Annotated in this window: 24 protein-coding genes; 10 read left to right on the plus strand and 14 right to left on the minus strand. The window is 61.2% G+C overall.

What is annotated here, in order from left to right:
• Position 1 precedes the first annotated feature (1 nt).
• The gene (locus AB4N74_RS20315) at positions 2 to 793 is read right to left on the minus strand and encodes a YfaP family protein (protein WP_460097051.1); all 792 of its coding nucleotides are present in this window, start codon (positions 791 to 793) and stop codon (positions 2 to 4) included.
• 355 nt (positions 794 to 1148) lie between these two features.
• Between AB4N74_RS20315 and AB4N74_RS20320 the strand changes: the two genes are divergently transcribed.
• The 4 genes from AB4N74_RS20320 (at position 1149) to AB4N74_RS20335 (ending at position 6313) form a co-directional block, all read left to right on the plus strand.
• Positions 1149 to 1391, plus strand: coding sequence for an exodeoxyribonuclease VII small subunit (locus AB4N74_RS20320; protein WP_003228627.1), 243 nt, complete (start codon positions 1149 to 1151; stop codon positions 1389 to 1391).
• Positions 1388 to 2275 carry a (2E,6E)-farnesyl diphosphate synthase gene (gene ispA / locus AB4N74_RS20325; RefSeq protein WP_460097053.1) on the plus strand — a complete coding sequence of 296 codons (888 nt, stop codon included), beginning with the start codon at positions 1388 to 1390 and terminating at the stop codon, positions 2273 to 2275. The genes AB4N74_RS20320 and ispA overlap by 4 nt, the downstream gene beginning before the upstream one ends.
• Positions 2276 to 2366: 91 nt before the next feature.
• Positions 2367 to 4265 carry a 1-deoxy-D-xylulose-5-phosphate synthase gene (gene dxs, locus AB4N74_RS20330; RefSeq protein WP_093434498.1) on the plus strand — a complete coding sequence of 633 codons (1899 nt, stop codon included), beginning with the start codon at positions 2367 to 2369 and terminating at the stop codon, positions 4263 to 4265.
• A 164-nt stretch (positions 4266 to 4429) separates the two neighbouring features.
• Positions 4430 to 6313 (plus strand): TonB-dependent receptor domain-containing protein, encoded by a 1884-nt coding sequence (locus AB4N74_RS20335; protein ID WP_099757291.1) that lies wholly within the window; start codon positions 4430 to 4432, stop codon positions 6311 to 6313.
• 110 nt (positions 6314 to 6423) lie between these two features.
• On the opposite strand, the gene AB4N74_RS20340 is transcribed toward AB4N74_RS20335, so the two are convergent.
• The 12 genes from AB4N74_RS20340 to nrdR all read right to left on the minus strand — a co-directional run bounded on the left by AB4N74_RS20340 (position 6424) and on the right by nrdR (position 15238).
• Positions 6424 to 7224 (minus strand): cobalamin-binding protein, encoded by an 801-nt coding sequence (locus AB4N74_RS20340; protein ID WP_460097054.1) that lies wholly within the window; start codon positions 7222 to 7224, stop codon positions 6424 to 6426.
• Positions 7224 to 7643, minus strand: a complete 420-nt coding sequence (locus tag AB4N74_RS20345) for a hypothetical protein (RefSeq protein ID WP_016984118.1) — start codon at positions 7641 to 7643, stop codon at positions 7224 to 7226. Before AB4N74_RS20345 ends, AB4N74_RS20340 begins: the two co-directional genes overlap by 1 nt.
• Complete coding sequence (ribA, locus tag AB4N74_RS20350; RefSeq protein WP_016984117.1) at positions 7640 to 8257, minus strand: GTP cyclohydrolase II; 618 nt, start codon at positions 8255 to 8257, stop codon at positions 7640 to 7642. The genes AB4N74_RS20345 and ribA overlap by 4 nt, the downstream gene beginning before the upstream one ends.
• 235 nt (positions 8258 to 8492) lie before the next feature.
• On the minus strand, positions 8493 to 9230 hold the full coding sequence (locus AB4N74_RS20355; protein ID WP_460097057.1) for a substrate-binding periplasmic protein: 738 nt from the start codon (positions 9228 to 9230) through the stop codon (positions 8493 to 8495).
• A gap of 37 nt (positions 9231 to 9267) precedes the next feature.
• On the minus strand, positions 9268 to 9771 hold the full coding sequence (locus AB4N74_RS20360; protein WP_007910933.1) for a phosphatidylglycerophosphatase A family protein: 504 nt from the start codon (positions 9769 to 9771) through the stop codon (positions 9268 to 9270).
• Entirely contained in the window at positions 9768 to 10733 is a 966-nt protein-coding gene (gene thiL, locus AB4N74_RS20365) for a thiamine-phosphate kinase (RefSeq protein WP_099757294.1), read from the minus strand. Before thiL ends, AB4N74_RS20360 begins: the two co-directional genes overlap by 4 nt.
• 27 nt (positions 10734 to 10760) lie before the next feature.
• Entirely contained in the window at positions 10761 to 11261 is a 501-nt protein-coding gene (nusB, locus tag AB4N74_RS20370) for a transcription antitermination factor NusB (protein WP_034153728.1), read from the minus strand.
• Positions 11258 to 11734, minus strand: a complete 477-nt coding sequence (gene ribH / locus AB4N74_RS20375) for a 6,7-dimethyl-8-ribityllumazine synthase (RefSeq protein WP_003228649.1) — start codon at positions 11732 to 11734, stop codon at positions 11258 to 11260. The genes nusB and ribH overlap by 4 nt, the downstream gene beginning before the upstream one ends.
• Before the next feature lie 91 nt (positions 11735 to 11825).
• Positions 11826 to 12917, minus strand: a complete 1092-nt coding sequence (gene ribBA, locus AB4N74_RS20380) for a bifunctional 3,4-dihydroxy-2-butanone-4-phosphate synthase/GTP cyclohydrolase II (RefSeq protein ID WP_039761895.1) — start codon at positions 12915 to 12917, stop codon at positions 11826 to 11828.
• Positions 12918 to 12933: 16 nt separating this feature from the next.
• Positions 12934 to 13596 carry a riboflavin synthase gene (locus AB4N74_RS20385; protein ID WP_093434480.1) on the minus strand — a complete coding sequence of 221 codons (663 nt, stop codon included), beginning with the start codon at positions 13594 to 13596 and terminating at the stop codon, positions 12934 to 12936.
• Positions 13597 to 13643: 47 nt separating this feature from the next.
• Entirely contained in the window at positions 13644 to 14777 is a 1134-nt protein-coding gene (ribD, locus tag AB4N74_RS20390; protein WP_099757295.1) for a bifunctional diaminohydroxyphosphoribosylaminopyrimidine deaminase/5-amino-6-(5-phosphoribosylamino)uracil reductase RibD, read from the minus strand.
• On the minus strand, positions 14774 to 15238 hold the full coding sequence (nrdR, locus tag AB4N74_RS20395; protein WP_007910946.1) for a transcriptional regulator NrdR: 465 nt from the start codon (positions 15236 to 15238) through the stop codon (positions 14774 to 14776). Before nrdR ends, ribD begins: the two co-directional genes overlap by 4 nt.
• Before the next feature lie 128 nt (positions 15239 to 15366).
• Here nrdR and AB4N74_RS20400 point away from each other — a divergent pair, with 128 nt between their 5' ends.
• The 3 genes from AB4N74_RS20400 (at position 15367) to trxA (ending at position 17516) form a co-directional block, all read left to right on the plus strand.
• Positions 15367 to 15831, plus strand: coding sequence for a YbaY family lipoprotein (locus AB4N74_RS20400; protein WP_093434474.1), 465 nt, complete (start codon positions 15367 to 15369; stop codon positions 15829 to 15831).
• Positions 15828 to 16481, plus strand: a complete 654-nt coding sequence (locus AB4N74_RS20405) for a class I SAM-dependent methyltransferase (RefSeq protein ID WP_093434471.1) — start codon at positions 15828 to 15830, stop codon at positions 16479 to 16481. Before AB4N74_RS20400 ends, AB4N74_RS20405 begins: the two co-directional genes overlap by 4 nt.
• A gap of 162 nt (positions 16482 to 16643) precedes the next feature.
• Complete coding sequence (gene trxA / locus AB4N74_RS20410) at positions 16644 to 17516, plus strand: thioredoxin (protein WP_093434468.1); 873 nt, start codon at positions 16644 to 16646, stop codon at positions 17514 to 17516.
• Between the two features lie 88 nt (positions 17517 to 17604).
• Here trxA and AB4N74_RS20415 read toward each other — a convergent pair whose 3' ends face one another.
• Positions 17605 to 17964, minus strand: coding sequence for a hypothetical protein (locus AB4N74_RS20415; protein ID WP_099757297.1), 360 nt, complete (start codon positions 17962 to 17964; stop codon positions 17605 to 17607).
• A 135-nt stretch (positions 17965 to 18099) separates the two neighbouring features.
• On the opposite strand from AB4N74_RS20415, the gene AB4N74_RS20420 reads away from it, so the two are divergent.
• The 3 genes from AB4N74_RS20420 (at position 18100) to AB4N74_RS20430 (ending at position 20811) form a co-directional block, all read left to right on the plus strand.
• Complete coding sequence (locus tag AB4N74_RS20420; RefSeq protein ID WP_093434462.1) at positions 18100 to 18693, plus strand: DUF2796 domain-containing protein; 594 nt, start codon at positions 18100 to 18102, stop codon at positions 18691 to 18693.
• A gap of 140 nt (positions 18694 to 18833) precedes the next feature.
• Positions 18834 to 19544: an ABC transporter ATP-binding protein gene (locus AB4N74_RS20425; protein WP_016984101.1), complete on the plus strand. Its 711-nt coding sequence runs from the start codon at positions 18834 to 18836 to the stop codon at positions 19542 to 19544.
• Between the two features lies 1 nt (position 19545).
• Complete coding sequence (locus AB4N74_RS20430) at positions 19546 to 20811, plus strand: ABC transporter permease (RefSeq protein WP_093434459.1); 1266 nt, start codon at positions 19546 to 19548, stop codon at positions 20809 to 20811.
• Positions 20812 to 20816 lie beyond the last annotated feature (5 nt).

Consider the following 20816-nt stretch of genomic DNA (forward strand, 5'->3'; position numbering starts at 1 on the left):
CTTAATAGTTGAAAGTCTTGACCAGCAGCAGATCACCGATCGCCCGCAGGGGCACGATGAACGTTTCGCGTTTTTCGTCGACGGTGTTTTCGTTGAGCACCAGCGTGATTTGCGAGGTGATGACCTCGTTCTGGTTGCTGGTCTCCTCGAAGTTATAGCCGCCGTTGCCGAAGTTGCCCCAATAGTTGACGTAAACCAGATAAGTGCCGTGCAGCGGCGCAGTCATGGTGAACATTTCCGGGCCGGGGCCGTCGACGCCATCCGGGTCGAGACCGCCGCCATTACTCAGCGCCGGCTGCGCCCAGAACGCATGCTGACCGTCGGGCGTGACAATGTGCAGATCGAGCTCGGCTTTTGGATCGTCCCAGCCCAAGACAAGACGAATTCGCGCCGGCGTGCGCAAATTGTTTGCTTCATAAAATTGCACGCGCTTGAGCGACTGGCCTTCGGCGCTGATCACTTCGACGCTGTTGGAGCCGGCGCCGAACGCGTAGGGCCGGGCGAAACGGCCCTGGTCGTCGGTGTACAGATTCAATGGATTGCCATTCACGGCGAGGCTGTGCGGCGGGCGCATGTGGCCGATGGCCTTGAGCTGGCCCTGGATCATCGTGCGATTGCGCTGAATGCCGCGATCAATCGGCGGCGTGGGATAGGCGACTTGCGGATTTTCCGTGCGATCGAGCAAGCCGTGATAGCGCCAGCCGCCCACCGGTTCCGACAGTTCAGCGCTCGGCGCGGCCAACAGCGCGGGCGCGCAAGCCAGGCCGATCAGCAGCCAAAAAAATGAACGCATGTAATGCCTCCTGCCATGCCTGAACGAAACCTTGCACCCGATCCTCGGTACTTCACAGCGGTGAAAACTGCGTTTCGTCTGAAAGACCCGTGACTGTGGGGTCGTAGAAGGCGCGAAGATTAGCCATTTGGCGGTTTTTTAACAATCGGATACATTTGCAATCGCTGTAGGAAACCTGCTTTTCAAGGGGCGTGAGCCGAATAGAGAGATTATTCGGCTCACAAAATGAGCCGAATAGGTTTCAGCCATCCCGAATCGCCTCAGGAAAAAGGGCCGGTCGCACCCCGCTCATTTGCCCATAAACCCCCTATCTGCTAGTGTCGCGCCGGTTTAACGTCAACCGGAAATCGCCGCCATGGCCCGCAAAAAAGCTGCACTGGATTTCGAACAGTCCCTCGCCGACCTGCAAACATTGGTCGAGCGTCTGGAGAACGGTGAATTGTCGCTGGAAGACTCGCTGACCGCTTTTGAGCAGGGCATCGGTCTGACCCGTGATTGCCAGGCAGCGCTGGCGCAAGCCGAGCAGAAGGTGCAGGTGCTGCTGGAGCGCGATGGCGAACTCGCCGAGGAACCCTTCGACGCGGAACAGCCAGAATGATTGCGGCGTACACGGCGACCAGCCAGACCCGGGTCAACGCCGCTCTGGAAACCCTGTTCAACGCGCCGTTGCCGGAGTTGGCGCGGCTTTACGAAGCCATGCGCTACAGCGTGATGAACGGCGGCAAACGCGTGCGTCCGCTGCTGGCCTACGCCGCGTGCGAAGCGCTCGGCGGTAAAGCCGAGCAAGCCAACGGCGCGGCCTGCGCGGTCGAGCTGATCCACGCTTATTCGCTGGTGCACGACGATTTGCCGGCGATGGATGACGACGATCTGCGTCGTGGTCAGCCGACCACCCACAAGAAATTCGATGAAGCCTGCGCGATTCTTGCCGGTGACGGTTTGCAGAGCCTGGCCTTCAGCGCCCTGCTCGACCCGCGCCTGAGCGATTGCAGCAGCGACATCCGCCTGCAAATGGTCACTGCGCTGGCACAGGCTGCGGGCCCGGCAGGCATGGTCGGCGGTCAAGCCATCGACCTCGGCTCGGTTGGCCTGAAACTCGATCAGAAAGCCCTCGAACAGATGCACCGGCACAAGACCGGCGCGCTGATCGAGGTCAGCGTCAAACTCGGTGCTCTGGCCAGCGGCCGCGCCGAGAAGGACGAACTCAAGGCCCTGCAGACTTATGCACAGGCTATCGGTCTGGCCTTTCAGGTGCAGGACGACATCCTCGACGTCGAAAGCGATACCGAAACCCTCGGTAAACGCCAAGGCGCCGACATCGCCCGCGACAAGCCGACCTACCCGGCGCTGCTCGGCCTCGACGCCGCCAAGGCCTACGCGCTGGAACTGCGTGATCAGGCTCTGCACGCCCTGCGACCGTTTGACGCGGCCGCCGAGCCATTGCGCGAGCTGGCCCGGTATATCGTCGAGCGGCGCAACTGACGGCGTATCCGCCAAAAAAGACCAACGCGTGGGCAGGGGGCGATGCATCAGGTAAACTGCCGCATCTTCTATACCTATAACGATTCGCCTGATGCCCACGACGTTTCATGAGATTCCCCGCAAGCGCCCGACCACGCCCCTGCTCGACCGCGCGAATACGCCGGACGGCCTGCGCCGGTTAGGCGAAGCCGAGCTGGAAACCCTGGCCGATGAGTTGCGCCTGGAATTGCTCTACACGGTCGGTCAGACCGGTGGGCATTTCGGTGCCGGCCTGGGCGTGATCGAGCTGACCATCGCGTTGCATTACGTCTTCGACACACCGGACGACCGTCTGCTGTGGGACGTCGGGCACCAGGCGTATCCGCACAAGATCCTAACCGGTCGCCGCGAGCGCATGGGCACCCTGCGCCAGAAGGACGGCATTGCCGCGTTCCCGCGTCGCGCCGAGAGTGAATACGACACCTTTGGCGTCGGCCACTCCAGCACTTCGATCAGCGCTGCACTGGGCATGGCCATCGCCGCCCGCCTGCAGAACAGCGATCGCAAGGCAATCGCGGTGATTGGTGACGGCGCGTTGACCGCCGGCATGGCTTTCGAGGCGCTGAACCACGCGCCGGAAGTCAACGCCAACATGCTGGTGATCCTCAACGACAACGACATGTCGATCTCGCGCAATGTCGGTGGCCTGTCGAATTATCTGGCGAAGATCCTTTCCAGCCGCACCTACGCGAGCATGCGTGAGGGCAGCAAGAAAGTCCTGTCGCGCCTGCCCGGCGCCTGGGAAATCGCCCGTCGTACTGAAGAATACGCCAAAGGCATGCTGGTCCCCGGCACCCTGTTCGAAGAGCTGGGCTGGAACTACATCGGCCCGATCGACGGCCACGACCTTCCAACCCTGATCGCCACCCTGCGCAACATGCGCGATCTGAAAGGCCCGCAGTTCCTGCACATCGTCACCAAGAAAGGCAAGGGTTTCGCCCCGGCGGAAGTCGACCCGATCGGCTACCACGCGATCACCAAACTCGAACCGGTCGATGCTCCGGCTGCTGCGCCGACAAAGGCTGGCGGTCCGAAGTATTCGGCGGTGTTCGGCGAGTGGCTGTGCGACATGGCTGCTACTGATCCGCGTCTCGTCGGGATTACCCCGGCGATGAAGGAAGGCTCGGATCTGGTGGCGTTCAGTGAACGTTTCCCGCTGCGCTATTTCGACGTGGCGATTGCCGAGCAACACGCGGTGACATTCGCGGCCGGCATGGCCTGCGAAGGCGCAAAACCGGTAGTGGCGATCTACTCGACGTTCCTGCAGCGTGGTTACGACCAGTTGGTGCATGACGTCGCGGTGCAGAACCTCGACGTGCTGTTCGCCATCGACCGCGCCGGCCTGGTGGGCGAAGACGGCCCGACCCACGCTGGCAGCTTCGACCTGTCCTACCTGCGTTGCATCCCGGGCATGGTCATCATGACCCCGAGTGATGAAAACGAACTGCGCAAAATGCTCACCACCGGCCACCTGTACAACGGCCCGGCAGCTGTGCGCTATCCACGCGGCACCGGCCCGAACGCGACGATCGACAAAGACCTCGAGCCGATTGAAATCGGCAAAGGCATCGTCCGTCGCCAGGGCAGCAAAGTCGCTCTGCTGGTGTTCGGCGTGCAACTTGCCGAGGCGCTGAAGGTGGCTGAAAAACTCGATGCCACCGTGGTCGACATGCGTTTCGTCAAACCGCTGGATGAAGCGCTGGTGCGCGAGATTGCCGGCAGTCATGAGTTGCTGGTGACCATCGAGGAGAACGCGATCATGGGCGGCGCCGGTGGCGCGGTCAGTGAATTCCTCGCGCGGGAGAACATCCTCAAGTCGATGCTGCATCTGGGCTTGCCGGACGTCTACGTCGAACACGCCAAGCCTGCGCAGATGCTGGCCGAGTGCGGGCTGGATGAGGCAGGGATCGAAGCGTCGATTCGTGAGCGTCTGGAATTGCTCAACAAGTAATCGCAATACCTGTGCAAAACCCTGTGGGAGCGAGCTTGCTCGCGAATGCGGACTGTCAGTCGACTCACTCATGACTGACCCACCGCATTCGCGAGCAAGCTCGCTCCCACAGTGGTTTATGAACTTTCAAAATTGAATTCGCCCTACGCGTCAACGGACCACCGATGAACCTCTCGCGCCTCGCCCTGCCCTTCCTCCTGCTGCCAGCCGCCAACGCCCTCGCCGACACCTTCGAACGTGAGCAAGCCCTGAAGCTGCCCGACATGCTGATCTCCGCCAACCGCCAGGTCGAAGCCCGCAACGACAGCAGCGCCGCCAACACGGTGTTCACCCGCGAAGACATCGACCGCCTGCAGCCGAGTGACGTGCCGGACCTGCTGCGTCGCGTCCCTGGTGTGCAAGTGGCGCAGGCCGGCGGACGTGGCAGTCTGCCGGGCATTTACATTCGCGGTACGCAGTCGGCGCAGAGTCTGGTGCTGGTCGACGGCCAGCGTATCGGCAGCTCCACTTCCGGTGACAGCAACCTGCAGCATCTGAACATCGAGCAGATCGAGCGGGTGGAAGTACTGCGCGGTTCGCGTTCGGTGATTTACGGCAGCGATGCGATTGGCGGGGTGATTCAGATCTTCACCCGGCGCGGCACTGAGCAAGGTTTGCAGCCACGGATGCACGTCGGTTTCGGCAGCAACCAAACGTGGGAACGCAGCCTCGGCTTGTCCGGGGGCGACGAGAAAACCCGCTTCAATCTCGGTGCCAGCCTTGATGAAACCGACGGAGGTGACCGTACTCACCAGTCGTACCCAAGCGATGCCGATCACGACGCCTACCGCAATGAGTCCGTTAGCCTGAGCCTCAGCCATGCGCTGAGCGATGACATCGAAGTCGGCGCCAATCTGCTGGATAACCGCGGCAAGAACGAGTTCGACAACCCGTTCGGCCGCTTCGACATGAACACCTTCGAATCGGTCCAACAGCAGCCCTACAGCGATTTCAACGTCAGCAGTGTCAGCAGTTACGTCGATGCTCGGGTCAACGAAACCTGGAAAACCCGGATCGAATTCGGCCATACCGAGAACCGCGAGAAGAGCCTCGACAAGCTCAGCGACGAACGCACGGTGTTCAACACCTACCGCGACTCGGTGAACTGGCAGAACGATCTGACGCTGGACGCACGCAACAGCCTGATTCTCGGCGGCGACTGGTACGAAGACCGGGTCAACAGCAGCACCGCATTCGACGAAGACAGCCGCTGGAACCGCGCCGCATTCATCCAGCATCGCTATCAGGCCGACAGCTTCTCCACGGAACTGGGTCTGCGTCACGACGACAACCAGCAATTCGGCAGCCAGAACACCTGGAGCGGCACGTTCACATTGCCGCTGAACCCGGACAACGACCTGTTGCTGAGCTATAGCGAAGGCTTTCGTGCGCCGACTTTCAACGATCTGTACTACCCCGACTTCAGCAACCCGGATTTGAAACCGGAAACCTCGAAAAGCTATGAGTTGCAGTGGCGCAGCCAGTTGAGCGACAGCAGCCGTCTCGAGGCGTCGATTTACCGTACGGACCTGGAAGACGCGATCATCTTCGGCAGCAATTCACGCCCGGAGAACGTCGCGTCGGCGCGGATCAACGGTTTTGAAGCGGCACTGAAGCAGGAACTGTTCGACTGGCAGAGCAACCTTGGCGTATCGATCATTGATCCGCGCGACCGTGATACTGGCCACACCCTGGCCCGGCGTGCGCGGCGCACGTTGAGTTGGGATCTGGATCGACAATTTGATCAAGTCAGCCTCGGTGCCAGTTGGCAGGCGGTCAGCAGCAGTTATGACGACCTGAAAAATGAAAACCCGCTGGGTGGTTATGCGTTGTTCGGCTTGCGCAGCAGTTGGGCGTTGAACCGCGAGATCAAGCTGGATCTGAAGGTCGATAATGTTTTCGACAAAGGTTACAGCCGGGCGAATTACAGCTATGACGGCAGCCAGTACGGTTATCGCGAGGAAGGTCGGGTGTGGATGTTTGGGGTGACTTGGACTCCCCAGCTTTGATTTGAATCTTCGGTGATTTGACTGACCCCTTCGCGAGCAGGCTCGCTCCCACATTTGGAATGCAATCCTCCTGTGGGAGCGAGCCTGCTCGCGAAGAAGTCACCGCAATTTCAGCGGTCAGGCGCGATCAATTGGCAGAGTTTGGCGGTAGCGCTGATCATTTGGCCACTTGGGCGTTCGAGACCTTTGTCGGTGACCAACAGTAATTTTTCCTGCTTCACCGCCGCCACCTGTGGCCAGGCTTTCCACGCATTCAGTTGCGCCTGATCACTCGCCAGAATCACTTCAGGGTCGCGCTGCAACACTGCCTCAATACTCACCTGCGGCGCCGGCAGACTCAGGTCGGCGAACACATTGCGCGCCCCGCACACCTCAAGCGCATCGCTGATAATCTGCCCACCACCGACGGTGTACAGCGGTTTGTCCCAGACCTGATAGAAGACCCGCAACGGCACTTCCCGGCGATAGCGCTGGCGCAACTCCACGAGTCGTTGGCGCAACGCCGCCGCCCGTTTCACCCCACGCTCCGGTCGCCCCAATTGCACGGCAATGGCTTCAATCTGGGTGGTGAGTTGTTCTAAAGAATGCGGTTCGGCGACGAAGGTCGGGATGCCCAGGCGCTTCAGTTGATCACGCTGCGCCGGGCCGACACTGCCGGGCCACAGCAACAACAAGTCAGGTTTGAGGCTCAGCAACTGCTCCATATCGAGCTGACCATAGCGGCCGACAGAAGGAATGCTGGCAATCGCCGCTGGCCGCTCACCGGCATCAAGCACACCGACCAACAGATCTGCCGAATCCAGCTCAACGACAATTTCAGAAAGGGACGGCGCGAGGCTGACCACCCGCAGGCCCGCCAGCACCGGAGTCGAGACGACCAGCAGCAGAACCGCCAGCCAGAGGCGGCGCATCAGCCGAGTTGACGCGGGATACGGTAGAGATAAAACAGCACCGCCGTGGACAACGCCAACAGCATCAACGGTACGGCTTCAAGACCGACAAACACCGCCAGTGCGCCGATCCACGCCGGCAAGGCTGCCACGAGAAAAGCCGCACGACGACGAGCTGCAAGCGCAATCCACGCGGCCGGTTCATCCGGGGTATCGAGGGCTTTTTGCGTGGCGATCAGCGCATGTTTATAACGGCCAAAAAATTTCAGGCTGACAAACATCGATGCCACGCCGGCAATAAAGAACGGCATCGCCAGCACAGGAAGAATGCCTTCGCCCTGACCGAACAACGCGTTGAGTACGAACAGCGGCACCAACGCCAGTGCGAGGTATTTCCACCAATCGACCGATAACCGGCGCCGCACCTGACCCCGCGTCACGCGCGATCGACCTCGCCCTGATGCTCGTTGCCCATCATGTGGTCGAGCTTGCTGGCCTTGGTCGCCAGATACAGTTTGTTGTGGGGGTTGTGACCGGTGTGTAGCGGCACGCGCTCGGCGACAGTAATGCCCATATCGGTCAAGGCTTTGACCTTGCGCGGGTTGTTGGTCATCAGGCGCAGGGATTTCACGCCCAGATGCTCGAGCATCGGCAGGCACATGGCGTAGTCACGCTGATCAGCGGCAAAGCCCAGACGCTCGTTGGCTTCAACGGTGTCGGCGCCGCCATCCTGTAATTCGTAGGCACGGATCTTGTTCAACAAGCCGATGCCACGACCTTCCTGACGCAGGTACAGCAACACACCACGACCTTCACGGGCGATGGCTTTAAGCGCGCCTTCCAGTTGCGAACCGCAGTCGCAACGCTGGCTGAACAAGGCATCGCCGGTCAGGCATTCGGAGTGCAACCGGCCGAGTACCGGGGCACCGTCGGCAATTTCACCCAGGCTCAGCACGACGTGCTCGCGGCCGGTGGCTTCATCGAGAAAACCGTGCATGGTGAATTGCGCAAAAGGCGTTGGCAGCTTGGAAGCGGCGACAAAGACGACAGGCACCGGTGTGCTCCTGATCTAAAGAGTCTGAAAATTCGCAGGCCGGCATTGTAACAGCAGGTTCCTACCGGCGCTTAGGCTGAATTATCGGGCATAACGATCAAAAAGTTTGATAACAACTGAGTTGCCTCGATCCCCTGTGGGAGCGAGCCTGCTCGCGAAGGCGTCGTGTCCATCGCCCCAATGCTGGCTGAACCACCGCTTTCGCGAGCAGGCTCGCTCCCACAGGGGTAAGTGGTCAGTTCGAGTTGAACGGATACGGCTGCTTCCACTTCTCGAAGATCGGCTTCAACTCGCCGCTCTTCACCAACTGCTCCATACGCTGGTCATACAGCGCCATCAGCGCTCGCGCCTGTGGCGTGTCGGCAAAGCCGAGAAACAGCGGCAGCTCGGCCAGGTGTGAATAGCGATACTGCGCCGGATCGACTGCGGTTTTCACCACGGCTTCAATCTCGGTCAGCGCATCGATGTAGTAATCCGCCCGCCCCTGCTTGAGCATCGACAGGATCCCGCTACGCCGCTCGATCTGGTTGTAGCGCTTGATATTCGGCAAGAAGTTTTCGTAGCGATAACCGCGCACCCAAGCCAGGCGATACTTGCCCAGCGTCGCTTCGGTAGGCGCCGGATTACTCGCCAGGCCTAATGCGTAAATGTGGTCGGAATCGAAATTCCAGTGCGGGTACAGGACCTGTTCGGCTTCGTCGCGGTAGGAACCGACCAGCGCGTCGACTTCCTTCAATTGCACCAGCCCGACCGAGCGGGTGTAAGGCACGCTGCGAATGTCCAGCTTGACCCCGGCCGGTTCGAACACTTTGCGCAGCACGTCCCAGCCCAGGCCATGGCCGTCAGCGGCGGTGTAGTCTTCCCAGTCTTCGCTGGCCAGATGGATGACTGCCGTCGTCGGCGCAGCTTCCTGCGCACCGGCCACGGTGCTCAGTAAAGCCAAAACCACTAGCGCCAACCAGCGTCGAGCCATCCCTAGTCCCCTCACTTGACCCTGATATCCCTTGGACTCAGGCGAAAATCCAAACCAGTCCCTGCATGGCCAGCCAGGCGAACACGCCGGCCAACACGTCGTCGAGCATGATGCCGACGCCGCCATGCACGTGCCGGTCGATCCAGCGGATCGGCCATGGCTTGAGAATGTCGAAGAAACGGAATACGAGGAAACCCGCGAGCAACCAGTACCAGCCTTCCGGCACCAGCCACAGGGTGATCCACATCCCGACCATTTCGTCCCAGACGATGCCTTCGTGGTCGTGTACCCGCAGATCGTCAGCGACTTTGCCGCACAGCCAGAAGCCGAACAGCATGGTGATCCCGAGCATCAGCCAGTAACCCCAGTCGGGCAACATCTGCCATAACGGGATAAAGGGTAGCGCAACCAGCGAGCCCCACGTTCCCGGCGCCTTGGGCAAGGTGCCGGAACCGAAGCCGAACGCGAGGAAATGCCAGGGATTGCGCCAGACCGACGGCGGAACGAATTCGGCCGGAACCTGTTTCGGGTGATCTGTCACGGTGTCTCCTGAAAATGTTGATAACCCCGGATTTGCGGGGTGATGTCGTGCCCTTCGCGATCCAGCAGGACCACGCCCTGACCTTCTGCCACGCGACCGATTACATGGATCGGCCAGCCGTTGGCCAGCAGCGCCGGCAATTCGACGGACGGCAGGGTGAACGCCAGCACGTAATCATCGCCACCGCTCAGCGCAGCGCGCTCGGCGCCGCGCTGACCGAGAAACGCCACTAATGCATCCGACAGCGGTACGCGCTCGCGTTCAATCTCAAGTCGGACCTTTGAGGCCAGCGCGATATGGCCGCAGTCGGCGAGTAATCCATCGGAGATGTCCAGCGCCGAGGTGGCTTTGCCACGCAGGGCCTGGCCGAGGGCGAGTTGCGGTTGTGGTGACCAGTAATGATCGAGCAGCGGTTGGGCGACGTTCGCTTCGGCGTCACGCTGACCGAGCACCAGCGGCAAGGCGCCGGCCGCATTACCAAGTTCGCCACCGACACAGAGCAAGTCGCCCGGTTGCGCGCCACTGCGGGTCAATGCCTGACCAGCAGGCACGCGACCAAACACGGTCACCGTCAGACTCAACGGCCCGCGCGTGGTATCGCCGCCGACCAGCGCAACGCCGCAGCTCTGCGCCATACGGTTCAAACCGTGGGCATAGGCTTGCAGCCAATCAGCAGTCACCGTCGGCACAGTCAGGGCAAGGGTAAAGGCAACGGGCGTGGCGCCCATGGCGGCCAGATCGCTGACCGCAACGGCCAGCGAGCGCTGACCGAGCAGAAACGGATCGCAGGGGTCGGCGAAATGCACACCGGCCACCAGCGTATCGGTAGAAATCGCCAACTGCTCCCCGGAAGGAACAGCGAGCAAGGCGCAGTCATCGCCGATCCCCAGCGCAACGCCTTCGCCGCCCTGCGCACAAGGCGCGGCGGCGAAGAAATTGCGGATCAGCTCAAACTCGCCCATGGCTGAGACAAAGTGTTCAAGCGCCGATCAGCGCTTGAACGCCTTCACTTCAGCTTCACGCAGGCGCGGGGCCAGCTTGTCGAGCACGCCGTTGACGAACTTGTGGCCGTCGGTCGAACCGTAGACTTTCGCCAGTTCGATCCCTTCGTTGATCACCACGCGGTACGGCACGTCGACGCGCTTGAGCAGTTCCCAGGTCGACAGGCGCAGTACGCACAGTTCAACCGGGTCGAGCTCTTCGATGGTCAGGTCCAGGCACGGCGCCAGCGCAGTGTCGATCTCGGTCAGACTGGCCGGAACACCGTGCAGGATGTCGTGAAAGTAGCTGGCATCGGCGAAGGTGAAATCGTTATCGACGCGGAACTGCGCTTCGATTTCGTTCAGCGAAGTACTGGCCATGTGGCGCTGGTACAACGCTTGAGTCGCCAACTGACGGGCAGCGCGGCGCTTTTCACTTTTCGAAGGCTTGCCGGCGTCGGTTGGACGCGGCTCGCGCGGGTTGAAACGATCGCTTTCGTCGCTAATCACTTGGCCTCCAACTGCGCCAGCAGGCTGACCATTTCCAGAGCGGACAGGGCAGCTTCGGCACCTTTGTTACCGGCCTTGGTGCCGGAACGTTCGATGGCTTGCTCGATGGAATCAACGGTCAGGACGCCGAAGGCAACCGGCACGCCGAACTCCATGGACACCTGGGCCAGGCCCTTGGTGCACTCGCCTGCCACGTATTCGAAGTGCGGAGTACCGCCACGAATGACCGCGCCGAGGGCAATGATGGCTGCGAATTCACCTTTCTGGGCGACTTTCTGCGCAACCAGCGGGATTTCGAAGGCGCCAGGTGCGCGGATGATGGTGATGTCGCTTTCGCTCACGCCGTGGCGAACCAGGGCATCAACTGCACCGCTGACCAGGCTTTCAACGACGAAGCTGTTGAAGCGGCCCACTACCAGAGCGTAGCGGCCTTTGGGGGCGATGAAGGTACCTTCGATGGTCTTCAGGGTCATTCGTCAGTTCTCTTAAAGAGCCGGGACGCGTCTGCTACGCGTCCCTCAGTGATTTATTTGCCGCGAATCGGAGACCGGAAACAACCGGTCATTATTCGGAGGGCACGTATTCTACAACTTCCAGATCGAAACCGGATATCGCATTAAATTTCATTGGCGCAGACATCAATCGCATTTTGCGCACACCGAGGTCACGCAGAATCTGCGAACCGGCACCGACGATGCTGTAAGTGGTCGGTTTTTTCGGCGCTGCCTGCTCACCCGTTTCACGGATATGTGCCAGCAGCACATCGCCATCGAGCGGGTGACCAAGCAACAACACGACACCGCTGCCCGCCTCGGCGACCGCAGCCATGGCGGCGCGCAGGCTCCAACGGCCCGGTTGTTTGACCATCAGCAGGTCGCGCAGCGGATCCATGTTGTGCACCCGAACCAGGGTCGGCTCTTCGGCGCAAACAGTGCCCAGCGTAAGGGCCATGTGCACATCGCCTTCCACCGAATCACGATAGGTCACCAGGTTGAATTGACCCAGTTCGCTGTCCAGTGGCTGCTCGGCAATCCGCTGAACGGTACGTTCGTGGATCATCCGGTAGTGAATCAGGTCGGCGATGGTGCCGATCTTGATGTTGTGCTCAGCAGCGAACGCTTCCAGTTCAGCGCGACGGGACATGGTGCCGTCGTCGTTCATCACTTCGCAGATCACGCCACTTGGCTCGAAACCGGCCATGCGCGCGAGGTCGCAAGCCGCTTCGGTGTGGCCGGCACGAGCGAGGGTGCCGCCGGCCTGGGCCATCAGCGGGAAAATGTGGCCCGGGCTGACGATGTCTTCAGCCTTGGCGTCTTTGGCGGCCGCCGCTTGCACGGTGCGCGCACGGTCGGCGGCGGAAATGCCAGTGGTTACGCCTTCGGCGGCTTCGATCGACACGGTGAACTTGGTGCCGAAACCGGAACCGTTGCGCGGCGCCATCAGCGGCAGCTTCAACAGTTCGCAGCGCTCGCGGCTCATCGGCATGCAGATCAAACCACGGGCATGTTTGGCCATAAAGTTGATGTGCTCGGCCTGGCAGCATTCGGCGGCCATGATCAGGTCGCCTTCGTTCTCGCGGTCTTCGTCATCCATGAGGATGACCATCTTGCCTTGGCGGATGTCTTCAACCAGTTCTTCGATGCTATTGAGCGCCACAAGGCACCCCCTTCAGTCAGGATTTGAGGTAGCCGTTGGCGGCCAGAAAGCTTTCGGTGATGCCACCAGCGCTCGGCTCTGCGGCCTTGTCGCCGAGGAGCAGACGCTCCAGATACCGTGCCAGCAAGTCAACTTCCAGATTCACCCGGCGACCTGGCTTGTACGACGCCATGATGGTTTCACTCAGGGTGTGCGGAATGATCGTCAGCATGAACTCGGCGCCATCGACGGCGTTCACGGTCAGGCTGGTGCCGTCGACAGTGATCGAGCCTTTATGGGCGATGTACTTGGCCAGTTCCTTCGGCGCGCGAATGCGAAATTCCACGGCGCGGGCATTGTCGCTGCGCGAGACGATTTCGCCGACACCGTCGACGTGGCCGCTGACCAGGTGCCCGCCGAGACGGGTGGTCGGGGTCAGGGCTTTTTCCAGATTGACCGGGCTGCCGCTTTTCAGGTCGTTCATGGCGGTGCAGTCGAGGGTTTCACGGCTGACGTCGGCGGCAAAGCCGTCGCCCGGCAGCTCAACAGCGGTCAGGCAGACGCCGTTGACCGCGATGCTGTCGCCGAGTTTGACGTCGCTCAGGTCGAGCTTGCCGGTGGCGACGTGGACCCGCACATCACCGCCCTTTGGGGTCAATGCGCGGATACTGCCGATGGATTCGATGATGCCAGTAAACATGGGGTTCTCCTTGAGAACTGGGCCAGCGCTAACGCGATGGCCGGGAATTATACGCTCGCCGAAAGGACAGGGATGGCAGTGACTCGCCAGTCATCGCCCACCGCGCGAATTTCAGTGATTTTCAGCTCCGGCGCATCCTTCATATAAGCCAGCGGCCAGTCCAGCAGCGGACGCGCCGAAGAACCGAGGAACTTGCCGGCGATGAAGATCACGAATTCGTCGACCAGACCGAGCTGAGCAAAGGCACCGGCCAAGCGTGGGCCAGCCTCGACCAGCACTTCGTTGGTGCCTCGCTTGGCCAGTTCGATCAGCAATTGATGCAGATCGACCTGACCGTCATCACCCGGCACGATCAGGCACTCGGGGCCATGCGCGTATTGCTCTTCGATCGCGACACAGGTGGCAACCAATGCCGGGCCAGCCTTGAAGAACGGCGCATCCAGCGGCACCCGCAGGCGCCCGTCGATCAGCACGCGCAGCGGTGGTCGGCTCATGGCCAGCGCGGTTTGCTCGGCATCCAGACCCAACTCGTCGGCACGCACGGTCAAACGCGCGCCATCGGCCAGCACGGTGTCGGCGCCGGTCAGCACCACGGCGGCCTGAGCGCGCAAACGCTGAACGGCCGAACGTGCGGCCGGGCCGGTGATCCACTGGCTCTCGCCGCTTTCCATGGCTGTCCGACCATCGAGACTCATAGCCAACTTGACCCGCACGTACGGCAAGCCGTGCTCCATGCGTTTCAGAAAACCTTGATTGAGCTGGCGCGCCTCGGCTTCGAGCACGCCGCTTTCGGTAGCAATGCCGGCATCGGCCAGGCGCTGCAGACCACGTCCGGCGACTTGCGGGTTCGGATCGCGCATCGCTGCCACCACCCGGGCAACCCCGGCATTCACCAGCGCTTCGGCACACGGCGGCGTGCGGCCATGGTGGCTGCACGGTTCCAGCGTCACATAAGCGGTCGCGCCCCGGGCCAATTCACCGGCGGCGCGCAAGGCGTGGACTTCGGCGTGCGGTTCGCCGGCGCGCTCATGCCAGCCTTCGCCGACGATCTGCCCATCACGCACCACAACGCAGCCGACCCGAGGATTGGGATGGGTGGTGTAATGACCTTTGCGCGCCAGTTCCAGCGCGCGAGCCATGAAGTGAGCGTCGAGGATGGCCTGCTCGCCGGCGCTGGTCATTCTTTCACCGGTTCGCGGGCGAGGCGGTCGATTTCTTCACGGAACTCGTTAAGGTCCTGGAAGCGTTTGTACACCGAGGCGAAGCGGATGTAGGCGACTTCATCAAGCTTTTGCAACTCAGCCATCACCAGTTCGCCGACCACGAGGGATTTGACCTCGCGCTCGCCGGTGGCGCGCAGCTTGTGCTTGATGTGAACCAGGGAGGATTCGAGGCGCTCGACGCTCACCGGACGTTTCTCCAGGGCGCGTTGCATCCCGGCGCGGAGTTTTTCTTCGTCGAACGGTTGGCGGCTGCCGTCGGTTTTGATCAGGCGCGGCAACACCAGTTCGGCCGTCTCGAACGTCGTGAAACGCTCGCCGCAGGCCAGGCATTCACGCCGGCGGCGCACCTGTTCGCCCTCGGCGACCAGACGCGAGTCGATGACCTTGGTGTCGTTGGCACCGCAGAAGGGACAGTGCATGGTGGCTGGCAACAAAAAAAGGGAGGGCCATGGTAGCGCATCCCGGTGGCAAGACAAGCCATAGGCTTTGCGGTATACAGAACGGCATGATCGTTTGATCCATGGATTTCATTTTGCTGGAGCATCCAATGCCGTTACGTCCGCTCGTTTTGCTCAGTCTTTTCAGCCTGCTGGTGGCCTGTGGCAGCGATGCACCCAAGCCCCAGCCGCCAGCACCGGGACCTGCGCCGCAGCAAGCGCAGAAAAAAGCCAAAGAGGCTGCCGAACTTGGCCCGCTGCCGGCTTATCAACGGGAATTGAGCGGCACCCTGCAAGGCGTGCCGGCCGGTGCCGAAGTCGAACTGGCGCTGCTGGTGATCGACGAAAAGGATCGCCCGCAACAATTGCTCGCCAGTTCCAGCCTGATCGGCAACAACCAGATCCTGCCGTTCCGCCTGCGCTTCAACCCGGACGCGTTCCCGGCCGGCGCGCGGGTTGAGCTGCGCGGTCGCGCCAGCCAGTCCGGTCAGTTGATCCTGCATCTGCCGTCGCAAACTATCGGCCAGCCGACCACTCAGGCGTTGGGCCAACTGCAATTTGTCAAAGCACCATGACTGCACCGCTCGACCTGCAACAGGCGTTAGGTGAATTGCTCGGCGACGCCAGACTCAAGGTCTGTGCGTTGCCGGACACTGATTTACAGCTATGGCTGATCGATGGCGACAACATGGATCGCGAATTCAGCCAGGAAGAAATTCAGCGAATTCTGCACGAGCCACCGTATTGGGGTTTCTGCTGGGCCAGCGGTCTGGCGGTGGCGCGGTATCTGTCGGAGTTTCCCGAGTGGGTGCGCGGCAAGCGTGTGCTGGATTTCGGCGCTGGTTCCGGGATTGCCGGGATCGCGGCGGTGAAGGCCGGGGCGCTGGAGGTGGTGGCGTGCGATCTGGATCCGCTGGCGATTTCCGCGTGTCGGGCGAATGCCGAGCTGAATGATGTACAGATGAGTTATTCGACGGATTTCTTTGCCGAAGCGGATCGGTTTGATCTGATTCTGGTGGCGGACGTGTTGTACGACCGGGCGAACTTGCCGTTGCTCGATGCGTTTTTAAGTCGTGGCCGTGAAGCGCTGGTGGCGGATTCGCGGGTTCGGGATTTTAGGCATCCATTGTATGAGCGCATTGAAATGCTTGAGGCGATGACCTTGCCCGATCTGGCGGAGCCGGAAGAATTCAGACATGTCAGCCTCTACCATGCGCGGCGCTAGCTAAAAGCTTCGCGAGCAGGCTCGCTCCCACATTTGGAATGCGTTTCCCTGTGGGAGCGAGCCTGCTCGCGAAGGCGTCCTGCCAGACAACACATCTCTGCCTTCCGGCCACCCCCCGCCAAGCCGTATAGTTGCCCCATTCACGCTTCTACGAGATCCCCCATGAGTGAGCAAACGCCATACATCTTCGACGCCACGACGGCCGATTTCGACCAGTCGGTGATTGAGGCCTCTTTCAACAAACCGGTGCTGGTGGATTTCTGGGCCGAATGGTGTGCGCCATGCAAGGCGTTGATGCCGATGCTGCAGGGCATTGCCGAGAGCTATCAGGGCGAGTTGCTGCTGGCCAAGGTCAACTGCGACATCGAGCAGGACATCGTCGCCCGCTTCGGTATTCGCAGCCTGCCGACCGTGGTGCTGTTCAAGGACGGCCAACCGGTCGACGGCTTTGCCGGTGCACAACCGGAATCCGCCGTGCGCGCCCTGCTTGAGCCGCACGTGCAGATGCCACCACCGGCCGCAGCCGATCCGTTCGAGCAGGCTCAGGCGTTGTTTGATGACGGCCGTTACGCCGACGCCGAGGCAGCGCTGGTGGTGATGCTCACTGAGGACAACACAAACGCCAAGGCACTGATCCTCTACGCGCGTTGCCTGACCGAGCGCGGCGAACTGGACGAAGCGCAAACCGTGCTGGATGCGGTCAAGAGTGATGAGCACAAGGCTGCACTGGCCGGAGCCAAGGCACAGATCAAGTTCCTCGGTCTGGCGCGTGACTTGCCGGATGCTGCCGACCTGAAAGCGCGACTGGCGAAAGATCCGCAGGACGATGAAGCGGTGTATCAACTGGCGATCCAGCAACTGGCGCGTCAGCAGTACGAAGCGGCGCTGGATGCTTTGCTCAAGCTGTTCGTCCGCAACCGCAACTATGCCGAAGGCCTGCCGCACAAGACCTTGCTGCAGGTGTTCGAGCTGCTGGGCAATGATCATCCGTTGGTGACGATGTACCGCCGCAAAATGTTTGCTGCGCTTTATTAAGATCAAAAGATCGCAGCCTGCGGCAGCTCCTACATTGGGATCGTGTACACCCTTGTAGGAGATGCCGCTGGCTGCGATCTTTTGCGGTTCACTCGATCCAGCTGTAGAGCGGCGTATCCCCGCCGCTCACCACTTTCACGTCCGCACTGTGGCGCAGGCGCACCAACAAGCGTTTGCCCGCCACCGCGCTGCCGGTCAGCCCTTCCAGTTGATCAAGCAGATCCGGACCGCTGAGCTGCCCGGCCTTGCGCAACAGATCCTTGGCCAACTGCCACAAGGCATCGTCCTGATTCAGCGGTTTCGCCGCCGGGGCGGACGCGACCGCCTCAGATTGAGCAACCGGCGCCTGCCCATTCAGTGCCGAACCGAGCTTCGCCCAATCGCCGTCATCCAGCTCCACCGTCAAATCCACCGGCACGTCGCCGACGGTTCCGCGTATCCGCAACATTGAGTTCGCTCCTGCACTTTTCTGACGTGCATGCTCCCACGGGACTTGTGCAACGCCAAGCGCACGGGCAAACTCTGCGCACTTTCGTTATAAGATTACATAACAAACTCTTCACTTTACTTCCCGGAGACCGTCATGCGTCGTCTGCTGCTCGCTTTGCCGTTTGCCCTGTTGCCGCTGGCCATCGCCCATGCTGCCGATGAGCACGATCACGACCATGAACACGGCAGCCTCGGTGCGCATGAACATGGTGTTGGCCGTCTGAATGCCGCGCTCGATGGCCAGACCCTTGAGCTGGAGCTGGAAAGCCCGGCGATGAACCTCGTTGGTTTCGAACACGTTGCGACCACGGACGCCGACAAGGCCAAAGTCGCTGCAGCCCGTGCGCAACTGGAAAAGCCGCTGACCCTGTTCAGCCTGCCCACTGCTGCCGGTTGCAAAGTGGTCAGTCAGGAACTGGAAAGCCCGTTGTTCGGCGACAAGCCGGATGCCGATGACCATGACGACGATGAAGCGGACAAGGACGGTCACGAGCATCACCACGACCACAGCGAAATCCACGCGCATTACCAATTCAACTGCGCCACACCGGGTGCGTTGAAGACGCTGGACCTGACTAATGTCTTCAATACCTTCCCGGCGACGCAGAAAATTCAGGTACAACTGATCAGCGCCAGCGGCCAGCAAGGTACCGAAGTGACGGCCAAGGCTGCCGCGCTGAAATTCTAAGCCTCACCGGAATCCCCTTGTGGGAGCGAGCTTGCTCGCGAATGCGATTCGTCAGGCGCCTATGAATTGACTGATCTGCCGCTTTCGCGAGCAGGCTCGCTCCCACAGGGGTTGTGTGTTCACCTCATGAAACTGGTGCCATGACCCAAGCACTCATCGAACTGTCCGACCTGGGCTTCAACTGGCCCGGTCATCCGCCGCTGCTGGACATTCCGGCGTTTCGTCTGGAAGCCGGCGAAACCCTGTTCCTCAAAGGCCCCAGCGGCAGCGGCAAGACCACCCTGCTCGGTCTGCTCGGCGGCGTGCAGAAACCCGGTCGCGGCAGCATTCGCTTGCTCGGCCAGGAGCTGACCGAACTCTCCGCCGGCGCTCGCGACACCTTCCGCGTCGATCACACCGGCTACATTTTCCAGCAGTTCAACCTGCTGCCGTTTCTTTCGGTACGCGAGAACGTTGAACTGCCGTGTCACTTTTCCAAGCTGCGCGCGCAACGGGCGAAACAGCGCCACGGCAGCGTCGATCAAGCCGCCGCCACCCTGCTCGCCCACCTCGGCTTAAAGGATGAAAGCATCCTCAGCCGTCGCGCTGACTCACTGTCAATCGGTCAGCAACAACGGGTCGCTGCCGCGCGTGCCTTGATCGGTCAGCCTGAGCTGGTGATCGCCGACGAACCGACCTCGGCACTGGATTACGACGCCCGGGAAAACTTCATCCGCCTGCTGTTCGCCGAATGCCGCGAGGCCGGATCGAGTCTGCTGTTCGTCAGCCACGACCAGAGCCTGGCGCCGCTGTTCGACCGTCACCTATCCCTGGCCGAACTCAATCGCGCCGCCACGTCTGCCGAGGTCTGAGATGTATCTGTTTCGTCTGGCCATGGCCAGCCTGGCCAACCGCCGCTTCACCGCTTTGCTCACGGCTTTTGCCATCGCCCTCTCGGTGTGTCTGTTGCTCGCCGTTGAGCGGGTGCGCACCGAGGCCAAAGCCAGTTTCGCCAGTACTATCAGCGGCACCGACCTCATCGTTGGTGCCCGTTCCGGCTCGGTGAACCTGTTGCTGTACTCGGTGTTCCGCATCGGCAACGCCACCAACAACATCCGCTGGGACAGCTTCGAACACTTCGCCAGCAACCCGAAAGTGAAGTGGGCGATCCCGATGTCCCTCGGCGACTCCCATCGTGGCTACCGGGTGATGGGCACTACCGAAGCCTACTTCGAGCATTACCAGTACGGTCGCCAGCAGCATCTGCAACTGGCGGACGGTCGTGCGTTTGCCACCGATCCTTTTGAAGTGGTACTCGGTGCGGAAGTGGCCGATGCGCTGCATTACAAGCTCGGTGACAAACTGGTGCTGGCCCACGGCGTGGCCGCGATCAGTCTGGTCAAGCACGACGACAAACCGTTCACCGTGGTCGGCATTCTCAAGCGCACCGGCACCCCGGTCGATCGCACATTGCACATCAGCCTCGGCGGCATGGAGGCGATTCACATCGACTGGCACAACGGTGTTCCGGCGCGTGGCAATGGGCGGATCACAGCGGATCAGGCGCGCAACATGGACCTGACGCCGCAAGCGATCACCGCATTCATGCTCGGCCTCAACAGCAAGATTTCCACCTTCGCCCTGCAACGCGAGATCAACGAATTCCGTGGCGAGCCGATGCTGGCGATTCTGCCGGGTGTAGCCTTGCAGGAGTTGTGGAGCCTGATGAGCACCGCTGAAAAAGCGCTGTTCGTGGTCTCGTTGTTTGTGGTGTTGACCGGGTTGATCGGCATGCTCACGGCGATTCTCACCAGCCTTAACGAACGGCGTCGCGAGATGGCGATCCTTCGTTCGGTCGGTGCGCGCCCTTGGCATATCGCGAGTCTGCTGGTGCTCGAGGCGTTTGCACTGGCGCTGACCGGGGTGATTGCCGGGGTGGCGTTGTTGTACATCGGCATCGCCGCCGCGCAGGGTTATGTACAGGCCAATTACGGTTTGTATCTGCCGCTGGCGTGGCCGAGCGAGTATGAGTGGACGCTGCTCGGTGGCATTCTGGCGGCCGCGCTGCTGATGGGCAGCGTGCCGGCCTGGCGCGCTTATCGCCAATCCTTGGCCGATGGCCTGTCGATCCGTTTATGAGGATG

This window comes from Pseudomonas sp. H3_C08, assembly GCF_054669455.1.